The sequence below is a fragment of the Sinosporangium album genome (assembly GCF_900100605.1).
Classification (GTDB): domain Bacteria; phylum Actinomycetota; class Actinomycetes; order Streptosporangiales; family Streptosporangiaceae; genus Sinosporangium; species Sinosporangium album.
In genome coordinates this window covers 253,472-269,500 of sequence record NZ_FNCN01000007.1, presented here as the reverse complement: position 1 = coordinate 269,500, position 16,029 = coordinate 253,472, and the positions used below count along the sequence as shown (strand labels likewise).

Here is a 16,029-nt window from a genome sequence, read left to right as displayed (position 1 = left end):
CGGATTTCCCTAGAGGAACGGCATGAAGAAGGCGCACCGGGCATACCGCGGCACGCCTTCTCACGAGCATGTCAGGCGAGGGAGCCGAGCCAGTCCTCCATGATCTCGGCCGTCTTCGCGGAGTCCTCCCTGACCAGCGACAGGTGGTCGCCGTCCACGAGGCGGACCTCGGCGCCCGGCACGAGCGGCCCCGCCTCCGGCTCGCCAACCGGCGCGGCGTCCACACCGATCAGAGGCTTGCCGCACTTGACCAGCAGGACGGGCGCGGTGGTGGGCTGGACGTCCAGCTTGTTGAGCAGCACCATCCAGCGGCCCATCGCCGACAGCCTGGAGTTCGTGAGCCGCACGGGACTGGCCTGCTCCCCGGCGAAGTTGAGGCGCATCATCCCGGCGTAGTCGACACCCTCGTCGGCGTGGTGCTGGAAGCTGAGCGTGTCGAGCAGGACGACGCCCGTCGGCCTGATCCCCCACGTGTTCTCCAGCAGGCCAGCGGCGGCGTAGGCGAAGGAACCGCCGGAGGAGTGGCCGGCCAGGACGAACGGGTGGCCGTCGGCGGCGCGCAGCGCGCTCTCGGCGATGACGCGAACGGCCGCCTCGGGCGTCGCCGGAAGCCGCTCCCCCACCGCGAAGCCGACCAGCGGCAGCGCCGACATCTCGCGGACGCCGCGGAAGTGGGCGGCCAGACGCGCGTACTGGTGGACCCCTCCGTTGGCCGTCGGGGCGCTCACGCAGATCACCCTCGGCGCGCGCGGCCCGTCGGCCAGCGTCGTCGCCCACGGCAGGTCCTCCAGCTCGGCCGCGGCCTCGAACGTCGGACGCAGCGCCGCCACGACCGCCAGCATGCGCTGCGCCTCGCCGATCTTGCCGGCGCCGAGCGCCTCCAGGAACAGCCGCTCCAGCGAGTCGAGCTCCGGTTCGCTGTACGGCACCGCCACAGCCCCCGCCTCCCCGCCGCTCGACGGGTCGATGCCCGGCTGCGCCGACAGCTCGGCCCGCAGCCACCGGGCCAGTTCGGTCGGCGTTCCGCTGTCGAACACGACGGTGGCGGGCAGTCGCAGCCCGGTGGCGGCGGCCAGCCGGTTGCGCAGTTCGACGGAGGTGAGCGAGTCGAAGCCGAGCTCGTAGAAGTCGCGGTCCGGTTCGACGGCGGTGTGCGACGGGTGGCCCAGTACGGCGGCGGCCTCCACCCGCACGACCTCGACAACGTAACGCGTCCGGTCCCGTTCGTTCATCTCCAGGAGCCGCCTGCTGAACGTGGCCGCCGCGTCGCCGCCGCCCGCGCTGCTCGCGGCGGTGCGGCGGGTGCGGCCGACCAGTTCGCGGAAGAGCGGAGGCACCTCGCCCTGCGGCGGGCGCATGGCTCCGCCGGTCAACCCCAGCGGGATGACGAGCAGCCCGTCGATGGCCGTCGCCGCCTCGAACAGCCGCAGTCCCTGCCCGACCGACAGCGGCGGCATGCCTCCGGCCTGCATGCGGCGCATGTCGGTGGCGCTGAGCCCGCTGGTCATTCCGGCGTCCTGCTCCCACGGGCCCCAGGCGAGCGACATGCCGGCGAGGCCGAGCGATCTGCGGTGGTCGACGAGCGCGTCCAGGAACGAGTTCGCGGCGGCGTAGTTGCCCTGGCCGGGGCTGCCCATGATCCCGGCGATGGAGGAGAACGTGATGAACGCCGCAAGGTCGAGGTCGCGGTCGCGGGTGAGCTGGTGGAGCGTCCAGGTGGCGTCGACCTTGGGACGCAGGACGGTGGCCATCCTGCCGGGGGTGAGTGAGGTGACGACGCCGTCGTCGAGCACGCCGGCGGTGTGGATCAGCGCGGTCAGCGGGTGCTGTGCCGGGATCCGGTCCAGCAGGGCGGCGACCGCGCCGCGGTCCGCGGTGTCGCAGGCCGCGATCTCGACGTGGGCGCCGAGGCCGCGCAGCTCGTCGGCCAGCTCGGCTGCTCCCGGGGCGTCGGGGCCGCTGCGGCTGACCAGCAGCAGGTGCCGCGCGCCGCGTCTCGCGAGCCGCCGGGCGAGGTGCCTGCCGAGGGCGCCGGTGCCTCCGGTGATGAGCACCGTGCCGTCGGGGTCCCATTCGCGCGCCGGGTCGGGGTCCGTCAGGGGGACCATGCGACCGAGGCGCAGTGCGCCGTCCCTGACCACGAACTGGACCTCGCCGGTTTCGAGGAGGCCGGGAAGGTACGGCAGCGCGTCGGAGACGTCGCTGGTCTTCTCCGCGTCGAGGAGGGCGAAGCGGTCGGGATGCTCGGAGTGCGCCGAACGCACGAGCCCCCACGCCGCCGCGCCCGCGAGATCGTCCACGCGGTCTCCGCCGGCCGCCCGTACGGCGGAGCGGGTCACGAACAGCAGGCGCGAGGCCGCGAAGCGCGCGTCGGCCAGCCACTCCTGCACAAGGCCCAGCACGCGTGCCGCGACGTCGTGGACCGCTGCCGCGACGTCCCCGCCCGCGCCGGGCGTGGCGTGCAGGGAGGTCATCGACACCACGACCAGTTCCGGCGTGCGGGAGGCCGCCCCGGACAGCCGCGCCAGTGCGTCGAGGGAGGCGACCGACGCGCCGATGCCGTACTCGTCGTCGCCGAGCGCCACACAGGCGGGGATCGCGCCCGCCCGGACGTCGGGGGCGGGCATCCACTCCAGCCGGAACAGTGGATCGCGGCCGCCGCGGGCCGTCCCGGGCGTCGAGGGCGGGCGCAGCATCAGCGTCTCCACCGACATGACCGGCTCTCCCTTGGCGTCGAACGCGGTCAGCGACACCGTCTCGCCGCCGTCCCCGCCGCCTTCGGAACCAGCGCCCTCGGAACCAGCGCCCTCGGGGCCACCACCGGAGCCGTCTCTGTCGAGCCGCGCGATGCGCACCCGCAGCATCGACGCGCCGGTCGCGTGCAACGTGACGCCCCGCCACGCGTACGGCAGAAGCATCCTTTCCTCCTCCCCCACCAGCGCGCACGCGCGGAGGGCGGACTCCAGCAGAGCGGGGTGCAACCCGAAGTACTGGGCGTCCTCGGCCTGCTCACGCGGCAGCTCCACCTCGGCGAAGACCTCGTCCCCGCGCAGCCACGCCGCCCGCAGCCCCGGGAAGGACACGCCGCGGCCGTGCGTGTCGTGGAAGCCGTCCAGGTCGACGGGGTGGGCGGCGGGCGGCGGCCAGATCGGCGGCTCCTCCGCCACCGCCTCGGCGTCGCCTTCGACGAGGGTGCCGGTCGCGCAGCACGTCCACGGCTCGTCGGGGCCGACGTCGGCGGGCCGTGCGTAGCAGTTCACCGTGCGGGCACCCGACCCGCCAGGGGCTCCCACCCACACCTGGACGGCGGGTTCGGCGCCTTCGGCGAGCTCCAGCGGCGCGACGACGGTGAGGTCCGCGAGCCTGCCGCAGCCGACCTGGTCCCCGGCCCGGATCGCCATCTCGACATATCCGGCGGCCGGGAAGATGATCTGCCCGTTCACGCGGTGGTCGAGAATCCACGGGTGCACCCGCAGTGAGAGGCGGCTGGTGAACAGCACCTCGTCCGCGTCCGCCAGCGGGACCGCCGCGCCCAGCAGCGGATGCTCGGCCGGGACGAGCCCGACCGAGGTCACGTCACCATTGTGCGGCGCCGGCCGCGGCCAGTAGCGCTCGTGCTGGAAGGCGTAGGTCGGCAGCTCCACGCGCCGCGCCCCCGTGCCTCCGAACACCTCCGCCCAGTCGACGTGGACCCCCGCCACGTGCAGACCCGCCAGGCCGGTGAGGAGCGCGGACTCCTCAGGGTGGCCCTTGCGCAGGGCGCAGGCGGCGGGGCGGTCGTGCTCCTGCCGTACCAGCGCGGTCAGCACACCATCGGGGCCGAGCTCCAGGAACGCGGTCGCGCCCGCGTCGCGGAGCGCCCGCAGGCCGTCGGCGAAGCGTACGGTGTCCCGCACATGCCTGACCCAGTAGTCCGGCGTCGCGACCAGTTCGGGGTCGGCGAGCCGGCCGGTCACGTTCGACACCAGCGGTATCGCGGGGGCGCGGAACACCAGGCCGGAGACGACCCGGTGGAAGTCCTCCAGCATCGGGTCCATCAGCGGCGAGTGGAACGCGTGCGACACCCGCAGCCGCCCGGTCTTGCGTCCGAGCCCGTCGAAGTGGCTCCGCACCCGCTCGACGGCCTCGTCCGTGCCCGACACCACCACCGACGACGGCCCGTTCACCGCCGCCACGGCCGCACCGTCCGAGCCGAGCTCGGCCAGCACCTCCTCCTCGGTGGCCTGCACCGCGGCCATCGCGCCACCGGCCGGGAGCGCCTGCATCAGCCGGCCGCGCGCCTCCACCAGGGCACACGCGTCCGCCAGGGAGAGCACGCCCGCCACGTGGGCCGCCGCCACCTCGCCGATCGAATGCCCCGCCACCATGGCGGGCCGCACGCCCCACGACTCGACCAGCCGGAACAGGGCGACCTCAAGGGCGAACAGCCCCGCCTGGGCGTGGACGGTCTGGTCCAGCAGCTCGGCGTCGCCGCCCCACACGACGTCCCGGACGCCCGGCAGCAGCCCGCACGCCTCGTCGAACGCCTCGGCGAACACCGGGAACCGTCCATACAGGTCGCGGCCCATCCCCAGGCGCTGCGCCCCCTGCCCGGTGAACAGCACGGCGAGCGTCTGCTCGGACGCCACACCCCGCGCGACCTCCTCGCCGTTCACCAGCACCGCCCGATGCGCGAACCGCGACCGGCCCGCCAGCGACAGCCCCGCATCCAAGGCCGCGCCCGCCGGAGGGACATCCCCTGCGTCCCCGGCGTCGTCGGTGCGGTCGGCGAGCCCACCGAGCCCACCGAGCTCGCCGAGCAGCGGCGACAGCCGTACGAGCTGCGCCCGCAGCGCCGCCTCCGACTTGGCCGACACCACCCACGGCACCGCGCGCGGCGACACCACCCGCTCGTGGGCGGTCGGGCGGGTGGTCGGGCGGGGGGTCTCCCCCTCCGCGGGCGGAGCCTGCTCGACGATCACGTGGGCGTTGGTGCCGCTGATGCCGAACGACGACACGCCGGCCCGCCACGGGCGGTCCACCCGCGGCCACGGCCGCGCCTCGGTCAGTAGCTCGATATCGCCCGAGGTCCAGTCGACGTGCGACGACGGCTCGTCGAGGTGGAGGGACTTGGGCAGCAGGCCGTGCCGCATCGCCAGCACCGTCTTGATGACGCCGGCAACGCCGGCCGCCGCCTGCGTGTGGCCGATGTTCGACTTGAGCGACCCCAGCAGAAGGGGCCGCTCCCGGTCTTGGCCGTACGTCGCGAGCAGCGCCTGCGCCTCGATCGGGTCGCCGAGCGCGGTGCCCGTGCCGTGGCCTTCGACCGCGTCCACATCGGCGGGTGCAAGGCCCGCCGAGGCGAGCGCCTGGCGGATCACCCGCTGCTGCGACGGGCCGTTGGGCGCGGTGATGCCGTTGGACGCGCCGTCCTGGTTGACGGCCGAACCGCGGACCACCCCCAGCACCTCATGCCCGTTGCGGCGAGCCTCGGACAGCCTCTCCAGCACCACGACGCCCACGCCCTCCGACCAGCTCGTGCCGTCGGCCGCGTCGGAGTACGCCTTGCATCTGCCGTCGGCCGCCAAACCGCCCTGGACGGTGAAGCCCGAGAATCCGACCGGCGTCGTCATCACCGTCACGCCCCCCGCCAGGGCGAGCGAGCAGTCGCCGTTGCGCAGCGCCAGCACCGCCATGTGCAGCGCCACCAGCGACGACGAGCACGCCGTGTCGATCGTCACGGCCGGCCCCTCCAGGCCGAGCGTGTAGGAGATGCGGCCTGACATCACGCTGCTCGCCAGGCCCGTGCCGGCGTGTGCGCCGATGTCCTCGCGCGAGTTCATCATGAGCGTCGCGTAGTCGAGGCCGCTCGTCCCGACGAACACGCCGGTGCGCGTGCCGTACAGCGCCTCGGGGTCCACGCCCGCGCATTCCAGCGCCTCCCACGAGGTCTCCAGCAGCAGCCGCTGCTGCGGGTCCATCGCCAGCGCCTCACGCGGCGAAATGCCGAAGAACCCGGCGTCGAAGTCCGCCGCGCCGGGCACGAACCCGCCTTCGAGCGTCGCGCTCCTGCCGCGCCCGTAGCGGTCGCCGCCGATCAGGGTCTTGAGGTCCCAGCCCCGGTCGGCGGGGAAGGGCGAGATGCCGTCGCCGCCGTCGACGAGCAGGCGCCACAGGTCGCCGGGGGTGTGCACGCCGCCGGGCAGGCGGCAGGCCATGCCGACGATGGCGATCGGGTCGTCGTCGGACGCCCGCTCCACCGCCGCCGGAGGCCGCGCCTGCGGGCGCTCGTCCAGGAGCTCGGTGAGGAGGTGCGCGGCGAGGACGGCCGAGGTCGGGTGGTCGAAGACGGCGGTGGAGGAGAGCCTCACGCCGGTCGCGAGGTGCAGCCGGGCCGGGAGCTCGATCGCGGTCAGCGAGTCGAAGCCGAGGTCGCCGAACTTCCTGTCCGGCGCCACGGCCGACACGTCGGCATGGCCGAGGACCGCGGCCACGTGGGTGCGGACCAGGTCGGTCAGCAGTGCCGTACGGTCTCTGTCCGGCATCGGCCGCAGCCGCCCGGCGAGGTCGGTCGCGGCCGATGCGAGCGTTTTGCGCTCGGCGTCGGCCGCCGCGAGGGCCTGCCGGGCCGCGGGCAGGTCCTTGAGCAGTGCGTTGCCCCGCAGGCCGATGAGGGTGTCGAGGATCTGCGGCTGCCGCAGGTCGAGCAGCACCAGCGCCGGGGCGGGCGCTGCGACGGCCTGCCGCACCGCCGCGACCGCGAGATCCGGGTGGATCGCGGGGAACGCGGTGCGGCGCGCGGGCTGGCCCCCCCACGTGTCGTCGTCGCCCACCCACGCGCCCCACGCCACCGACGTCGCGGGGAGCCCCCGCGCCGCGCGGTGCCTCGCCAGCGCGTCGAGTACGGCGTTCGCCGCCGCGGCCCCCGCCACAGCGTGGACGCCCACAGCCCCGGCCAGCGACGAACACAGAACAAACGCCGACAAATCCAGATCCTTGGTGAGTTCATGAAGGGTGAGGGCGGCGGTGACCTTCGACCGGTAGAGCGCGGCGAACCGCTCCGCGGTGAAATCGTCCAGCAGTCCGTCGTCCGCAGCCGCCGCCGCATGCACCACCGCCGTCAGCGGCGCGTCCCCCGGTATGCCCGCCAGCACCTCGGCGAGCCGCTCCCGGTCGGCCGCATCGCACGCCGCGACCGTGGCCTCCGCCCCGAGCCGCCGCAACTCGGCCACGAGGTCGGCTGCGCCCGGCGCGTCGAGGCCTCTGCGGCTCACCAGCAGCAGATGCCGGGCTCCCGCCTCCGCGACGCGGCGGGCCAGATGAGCACCCCTGCCGCCCGTTCCACCCGTGATCAGCACCGTGCCGGACGGCTCCCATAGGGCACCCGGCGAGCCCGCGGGGGCGGGGACGAGCCGGCAGCCGTACACCGCCGACGACCGCACCGCCACCTGGTCCTCTCCGCCGGAGCCGGCGAGCACCCCGGCCAGCCGCCGCGCCACCCGCCGGTCGATGACGTCCGGCAGGTCGATCAGCCCGCCCCACCGCTCCGGCCACTCCAAGGCGGCGACCCGCCCGAGTCCCCACACGCCGGCCCGCTCAGGAGCCGCCACCGGCTCCGCGGCCCCCACCGCCACCGCTCCGCGCGTCACACACCACAGCGGCGCCGCGATCTCCGCGTCTCCGAGCGCCTGCAGCAGTACGGCTACCGCCCGCACCGCCTCCTCCCCGCCCGCGTCCGACGCCGCCGGCAGCGCCAGCACCCCCGCGAACGGGCCGCCGGGCGCGGGCAGAGCGCGCAGCCGCGCGGCCAGCTCGCCGCGGGTGAGCGCCTCGACGTTCAGGCACAGCGCGTCGCCGCCCACCGCCGCGAGCACCGCCGCCGTCCACTCCTCGTCGTCGCAATGCGCGGGCGCGACCACCAGCCACGGCCCCGGCAGGTGCCCCGAGGACATCCCCGGCAGCGGTTTCCACGATTCGTGGAACCGGACGGCGTCCAGCATCGACTGGTCCCTGCGGTGGCGGCGCCACGACGACAGCGCCGGCAGCACCGCGCCGAGGGCTTCGGCGTCGACCCGAAGGTCGGAGGCCAGCGTGTCGACATCCTCGCCCTCGACCGCTGCCCAGAAGCCCGGCTCATCCGAGTCCACCGACTCCGCCGCCCCTGCCGGACCGGAGCCGCGCGTCGCCGCCGAGGTGTCCGGCCAGTAGCGGACGCGTTGAAACGCATAGGTCGGGAGGCTCACCCGGCGCGCCCCCGAACCGTCGAAGACCTTCGCCCACTCCACGCCCACCCCGGCCACGTGAAGTGCGGCCAGCCCGCTCAGCAGCGCCTCCTCCTCCGACCGGCCCTGCCGGAGCGCCGGCGCCGCCACACACCCGGGGCCTCCATGCGCCATCGTCGTCAACACCCCGTCGGGGCCCAACTCCAGGAACGCGGTCGCGCCGCCGTCGCGGAGGGCGCCCAGCGCGTCGGCGAAGCGTACGGCGCGGCGCACCTGCCTCACCCAGTAGTCGGGCGTTGCGACCAGCTCCGCGTCGGCGGGGCGACCGGTCACGGTGGAGACGAGAGGCAGCTCCGGCGGGCGGAACGCCACGCCCGCAAGGATCTGCCCGTACTCCTCCAGCATCGGCTCGACCAGCGGCGAGTGGGACGCGTGCGACACGCGCAGGCGGCTCGTCTTCCGCCCCCGGGCGCCGAACCGGGCCATGACCTCGTTCACGGCGGCTTCCGCACCGGAGACCACCACCGACGACGGCCCGTTCACCGCCGCCACAGCCACGCCGTCGCGGCCGAACTCGGCCAGCACCTCGTCCTCGGTGGCCTGCACCGCCGCCATCGCGCCACCGGCCGGGAGCGCCTGCATCAGCCGGCCGCGCGCCTCCACCAGGACGCATGCGTCCGCGAGGGAGAACACCCCGGCCACGTGGGCCGCCGCCACCTCGCCGATCGAATGCCCCGCCACCATGGCGGGCCGTACGCCCCACGACTCGACCAGGCGGAACAGGGCGATCTCAAGGGCGAACAGCGCCCCGTGGGCGTGGACGGTCTGGTCGAGCAGCTCGGCGTCGTCGCCCCACACGACGTCCCGTACGCCCGGCAGCAGCGTGCATACCTCGTCGAACGCCTCGGCGAACACCGGGAACCGCGCATGCAGCTCCCGGCCCATCCCCAGCCGCTGCGCCCCCTGCCCCGAGAACAACACCGCGAGCGAACGCTCATCAGCCTCGCCTCGCGCCGCCTCCCGCGCCCCGTCCGGCCCCGCCAGGAACACCGCCCGGTGCGCGAAAGCCGTACGGCCCGCCAGCGAGAACCCCACATCCACAGCACGGCCCGCAGCAGACGTCACCCGCTCGACCTGCGCGTCCAGCGCCACGTCCGACTTGCCGGACACCACCCACGGCACCACACCCGGCTCCCCGACCGCCGCCGCCTCCTGCGGTGCGGACGGCGCCTGCTCCACGATCACATGCGCGTTGGTGCCGCTGATACCGAAAGCCGACACCCCCGCCCGCCTCGGCCTCCCCGCCTCCGGCCACGGCCGCACCTCGGTCAGCAGCTCGATGTCGCCCGCAGTCCAGTCGACATGCGACGACGGCGCATCCACATGCAGCGTCCTCGGCACCACCCCGTGCCGCAACGCCATCACCATCTTGATCACACCCGCCGCACCCGCAGCCGCCTGCGTGTGACCAATGTTCGACTTCACCGACCCCAGCAGCAGGGGCCGCTCCCGGCCCTGCCCGTACGCCGCCAGCAGCGCCTGCGCCTCGATCGGATCCCCCAGCGTCGTGCCCGTGCCGTGCGCCTCGACCGCATCGACCTCGGCGGGCGACAGCCCGGCGTTCGCCAGCGCCTGGCGGATCACCCGCTGCTGCGACGGCCCGTTCGGCGCGGTCAGCCCGTTGGACGCCCCATCCTGGTTGATCGCCGAACCGCGCAGCACGGCCAGCACCTCGCGACCGTTGCGCCGCGCGTCCGACAGGCGCTCCAAGACGAGTACGGCAACGCCCTCCGACCACCCCGTCCCGTCCGCCGCGTCGGCGAACGCCTTGCACCTGCCGTCCGGGGCCAGCCCGCCCTGCCTGGTGAAACCGGGGAACCCCAGCGACGACGACATCACCGTGACGCCGCCCGCGAGCGCCAGCGAACACTCGCCGCTCCGGAGCGAGTGCGCGGCGAAATGCATCGCCACCAGCGACGACGAGCAGGCCGTGTCGATGGTGACGGCCGGCCCCTCCAGGCCGAGCGTGTAGGAGACGCGCCCGGAGACGACACTGGCCGCGAGCCCGGTGCTCGCATGGCCTTCAATATCCTCGGCGGAGTTCATCACCAGGGTGAGATAGTCCTGGCCTCCCGTGCCGACGAACACGCCGGTCCGGCTGCCCCGCAGCGCCGCCGGATCGATCGCCGCGCGTTCGATCGCCTCCCACGAGGTCTCCAGCAGCAGACGCTGCTGCGGGTCCATCGCCAGCGCCTCACGCGGCGAAATGCCGAAGAAGTCGGCGTCGAACTCCGCCACTCCCTGCAGGAAACCCCCGCGCGATGTGGCGCTGCGCCCCTGCCCGTTCCGGCCGCCGCCGAGCAGCGTCGCGAGGTCCCACCCTCGGTCGGCAGGGAAATCGCTGATCCCTTCCCGGCCCTCGGCCACCAACTCCCACAGCTCCTCCGGGGATTCGACGCCTCCCGGAAGGCGGCAGGCCATCCCGACGATGGCGACCGGGTCGTCCGCGACACTCGCCGCCACAACCGCCGGAGCATGCGCGTCGGCCTCCTCGCCCAGCAGTTCGGCCACCAGGTGCTCCGCGAGCACCGTCGGCGTCGGATGGTCGAACACCAGCGTCGCGGGCAGGCGCAGCCCGGTGGCCGCGGTCAGCCGATTACGCAGCTCCAGCGCGGTCAGCGAGTCGAACCCGATCGCCTGGAACGGCCGATCCCTGCCGACGGCCCGGCTCGACGCGTGCCCGAGTACGGCCGCCGCCTCCCCCTGCACAAGCTCCACCATGTGCCCGATGCGCTCCTCGGGCCGCAGGCCCAGGAGCCGCGCCCCGAGCGCCGACGCCATGCCCGCCCCACCCCGAGCGGCCCGCCGTCTCCCTCTGACCAGCGCCCGGAACAGCGGCGGCACCTCACCACTCTGCGGGGCGCTTGTGGCGAAACGCCCCAACGCCACCACGTACGGCTCCCGCCCCCCGAGCGCCGCGTCGAACCGCGCCAGCCCCTCCGCCACCGACAGCGGCGCCACACCCGAAGAGCCCAGGCGTCGGCGATGCCCTTCCGACAGCGCCGCCGTCATCCCGGCAGTGGGCACCCAAGCCCCCCATGCCACCGACACCCCGCACAACCCCCGGCTCGCCCGGTAGCGGGCCAGACCGTCAAGGAACAGGTTGCCGGCCGCGTAGGCTCCCTGGCCCGGCGCGCCCGTCACCCCGGCGATCGAGGAGAACATCATGAAAACCCGCAGGTCCATATCCTGCGTGAGGTCGTGCAGGTGCCAGGCCGCGTCCACCTTCGACCGCAGCACCCCCGACACCCGCTCGCCGGTCAACGAGGTCACCACCCCGTCGTCCACCACCCCCGCCGCATGCACCACCCCCACCAGCCGCGATCCCACGGGTGCCAGCACCCTCGCGAGAGCGTCGCGGTCGGCGGCGTCGCAGGCCGCGACGGTGACGTCGGCGCCCAGCGCCCGGAGCTCCTCCGCCAGCTCCGCGGCCCCGGGCGCTTCGAGCCCTCGCCTTCCGACCAGCAGCAGGCTCCGCACCCCGTGACCGACCACCAGATGGCGGGCCACCTCACGGCCCAGCCCGCCGGTGCCGCCGGTCACCAGGACCGTCCCGTCGCCGGCCCACCCGGAAGGGGCGGCACCCGCAGCCTCCACCGACGCGCGGAGCAGGCGGGCGACTCGGACCTCACCATCCCGGACGGCCACCTGCGCCTCGCCGGCGGCCGACACATCGCCCAGCGGAAGCGAAGCCCCCGGCTCCAGATCCACTAGCCCGAAACGCGCGGGGTTCTCCGACAGCGCCGAGCTCACCAGCCCCCACACCGCACCGGCCGCCGGATGGACCGTCTCCCCGACCACCGACACGGCCCCGCGTGTCACGAAGACCAGACGCGACCGCGCGTACGCCTCCCCGGTCAGCCACTCCTGCAGCAGGCCGAGAACCTCCACACACGCTTCGTGCACGAACGACGGCACATCACCGCCGCCGAATGCCGGCACGGGGACAAGCACGACCGGAGGCACCTCAGAGCCGAGCCCCGACAGCGCCTCGACCCGCGCACCGGCTCGGCCCCCCTCGACCGCCAGAGGCTCCCGAGCCGCTCCGGCCATGCCGCCAAAAGCCATCGGTGACACCATGGATTCGTGTGACGCCGCTTCCAGCAGCGCATACGTCACCGGGGCGCGCACACCCGACGACGCGCCCGCAGCGTGACCCGAAGCCGCAGGGACCCACTCCAACCTCAGCAGGGTCCCCGGCTCCGCAGTCCTGCGCAGCCCCGCAGGGGCCGTCGGAGCGATCAGCGCCAGCGACTCCGCCGACAGGACAGGCGCGCCTTCGGTATCGACGACCGACACCGAGATCGACCCGCTGATCGACCCGCTGCCCGTGCTGACCAGACGCGCCCGGACCACCGACGCGCCGGAGGCGTGCAGGGAGACCCCTCGCCACGTCCCGGCCGACCACATCCCGGCCGCTGGGGCGCGGTCGCCGTACTCGTCGTGATCGGCATCCGCGGCCCCCCTGCGCTTCACCACAAGACCGGCCGTCTGCACCAACGCGTCCAGCAACGCCGGATGCATCCCGAACCGCTCACCGTCTCCCGCGAGATCCGCGGGCAGCGCCACCTCGACGAACACCTCGCCACCGCGGCGCCACGCCGAACGCGGGCCACGGAAACCCGGTGTATCGTCCTCGTCCACGTGCTCGACCGCGACCGCTCCCCGAGGGGGCCACGCCGAAACGTCGAAGGTCCGAACCTGCTCGCCCGACACCAACACGCCCGACGCGTGCTCGACCCAGTTCTCCTCGGCCGCGCCGTCCGCACGCGAAAAAAGGCCGAAGACCCGAGCACCCGAGGCGTCCGGAGCCCCCACCCACACCTGCACCACCACCGTGCCGTCTTCGGGCAGCACGAGCGGCTCTTTCGGGCTGAACTCCTCGACCCGGTCACACCCCACGTGGTCACCCGCGTGTATCGCCAGTTCCAGCAGGCCGGCGGTGGGGAACACCACGTGCCCGTCAACGGCGTGGTCGGCCAGCCAGGGGTGCGCGGTCGCGGAGAACCTGCCTGTGAACAGCGTGCCCTCCGAGTTCGCCAAGGTCACCGAGGCCCCCAGCAGGGGGTGACCCGCCGGCATGAGCCCCGCACCACCCACATCGCCGACACGCGCCGCCGGCCTCGGCCAGTAGCGCTCATGCTGGAACGCATAGGTAGGCAGATCCACCCGCCGAGCCCCGGCGCCGTCGAACACCCTGCCCCAGTCGACCGCCACCCCCGCGACATACACCCGCCCGAGCCCCGTGAACAGCGCGGCGTCCTCCGGCCGGTCCGCACGCAACGCGGCGGCGGCCACACACCCCTCGTCCGCGACGCCCTGCACCAGAGCGGTCAGCACCCCGCCCGGCCCCAACTCCAGGAACGCCGACGCCCCCGCCTCCCGCAGGCTCCGCACCCCCTCGGCGAACCGTACGGTGTCCCGCACATGCCCCACCCAGTAACCGGGCGTCGCCACCCCCTCGGGATCGGCCAGGCCGCCGGTCACATGCGACACCAGCGGGATCTCCGGGGCGCTGAAGGACAGCCCCTCGACAACCGCCCGGAACCCGTCCAGCATCGGGTCCATCAGCGGCGAATGGAACGCATGCGACACCCGCAGCCGCGACGTCCTCCGCCCCAGCCCCTCGAAATGCCGCCGGACCCGCTCGACCGCCTCGGATGCCCCCGACACCACCACCGACGTCGGCCCGTTCACCGCCGCCACGGCCGTCTCGCCCTGTACGGCCAGGACCTCCTCCTCGGTGGCCTGCACCGCCGCCATCGCGCCACCGGCCGGGAGCGCCTGCATCAACCGGCCACGTGCCCCCACCAGGACACACGCGTCCGCCAGGGAGAACACCCCCGCCACGTGCGCCGCCGCCACCTCACCGATCGAGTGGCCTGCGAGCAGGTCCGGCCGCACACCCCACGACTCGACCAGGCGGAACAGGGCGACCTCAAGAGCGAACAGCGCCGCCTGGGCATAAACCGTCTGGTCGAGGAGCTCGGCGTCCTCACCCCACACCACGTCACGCAGCGGCCGGTCGAGATGCCCGTCCAACTCTCCGCACACCTCGTCGAACGCCGCCGCGAACACCGGGAACCGCGCATGCAGCTCGCGGCCCATCCCCAGCCGCTGCGCCCCCTGCCCCGAGAACAGCACCGCGAGCGACCGCTCGTCGGCCTCCCCGCGCGCCGCCTCCAGCACCCCGTCCGCGCCCGCGAGGAACACCGCCCGGTGCGCGAACGCCGTACGGCCCGCCAGCGACAACCCCACATCCGCAGCACCGCCCACGGCACGGCCCGCAGCCGACATCACCCGCTCGACCTGCGCCTCCAACGCCCCTTCCGACGTGCCCGACACCACCCACGGCACCACACCCGGCTCTCCGACCCCCATCTCCTCCCGCTCTACCGCAGGAGCCTCCTCCACGATCACATGCGCGTTCGTGCCGCTGATGCCGAAAGCCGACACCCCCGCCCGCCTCGGCCTCCCCGCCTCCGGCCACGGCCGCGGCCCGGTCAGCAGCTCCACCGACCCCGCCGACCAGTCCACATGCGACGACGGCACCTCCACATGCAGCGTCGGCGGCACCACCCCGTGCCGCAACGCCATCACCATCTTGATCACACCCGCCGCACCCGCAGCCGCCTGCGTGTGACCGATGTTCGACTTCACCGACCCCAGCAGCAGCGGACGCTCCCGCCCCTGCCCGTACGCCGCCAGCAGCGCCTGCGCCTCGATCGGATCCCCCAGCGTCGTCCCCGTGCCATGCCCCTCCACGACATCGACATCCGCCGGAGACAACCCCGCACTGGCGAGGGCGGCGCGAACAACACGCTGCTGGGAGGGGCCGTTGGGGGCGGTGAGACCGTTTGAGGCCCCGTCTTGATTGACCGCGGAACCGGACAGGACGGCGAGAATGTCGCGGCCGTTTCGCCGGGCATCCGACAGCCGCTCAAGCAGAAGCACGCCGACGCCTTCCGACCAGCCCGTGCCATCGGCGGAATCGGCGAACGCCTTACACCTGCCGTCGGCCGCGAGACCGCCTTGGCGGCTGAACCCCGAAAAACTCATCGGAGTGGAAAGCACGGTCACCCCGCCGGCCAGCGCCAGCGAGCATTCACCCGACCGCAGCGAATGCGCCGCCACATGAAGCGCCACCAGCGATGAAGAACACGCCGTATCCAGCGTTACCGCCGGACCTTCCAGCCCGAAGGCGTAAGAAAGCCGGCCCGACAGCACGCTGGCGGTGAGGCCGGTGGTCGCGTGGCCTTCCACGTCCTCATCCGAATTCATCACCACGCCGACGTAGTCGACGCCCGCCGTACCGACGAACACCCCGGTACGGCTGCCGCGCAGCGTCAGCGGATCTATCCCGGCCCGCTCGAAGACCTCCCACGAGGTCTCCAGCAGCAGCCGCTGCTGCGGATCCATCGCCAGCGCCTCACGCGGCGAAATGCCGAAGAAGTCGGCGTCGAAGTCTGCCGCGGCGACAAAGCCGCCCTCGGTCGTGGCGCTGCTTCCGTTTCCACCCCCGGTGAGAGCGTCGAGGTCCCAGCCCCGGTCCGTCGGGAATCCGGAAATGCCGTCCCGCTCCTCCACCACCAGTCGCCACAGGTCCTCGGGCGAACGCACGCCGCCGGGCAGGCGGCACGCCATGCCGATGACGGCGACAGGCTCATGCTTTCCTGATTCGACGTCCAGGAGCCGCTGACGCGTCTGGTGCAGTTCCGCGGTGACCCACTTGAGATAGTCAACGAGCTTGCTGTCGTGAGACATGGGG

1 protein-coding gene is annotated in these 16,029 nt (G+C 73.7%); it reads right to left on the bottom strand.

Features of this window, described 5'->3' with window-relative positions; translation table 11 throughout:
* Positions 1–71: 71 nt before the first annotated feature.
* Positions 72–16,025 carry a type I polyketide synthase gene (locus BLQ73_RS33935; protein ID WP_093170092.1) on the bottom strand — a complete coding sequence of 5,318 codons (15,954 nt, stop codon included), beginning with the start codon at positions 16,023–16,025 and terminating at the stop codon, positions 72–74.
* Between the last annotated feature and the right edge of the window lie 4 nt (positions 16,026–16,029).

Bases quoted from the DNA above. Each gene is read 5' to 3' on its own strand.
- BLQ73_RS33935 (WP_093170092.1), bottom strand. From the start codon at position 16,025: ATGTCTCACGACAGCAAGCTCGTTGACTATCTCAAGTGGGTCACCGCG.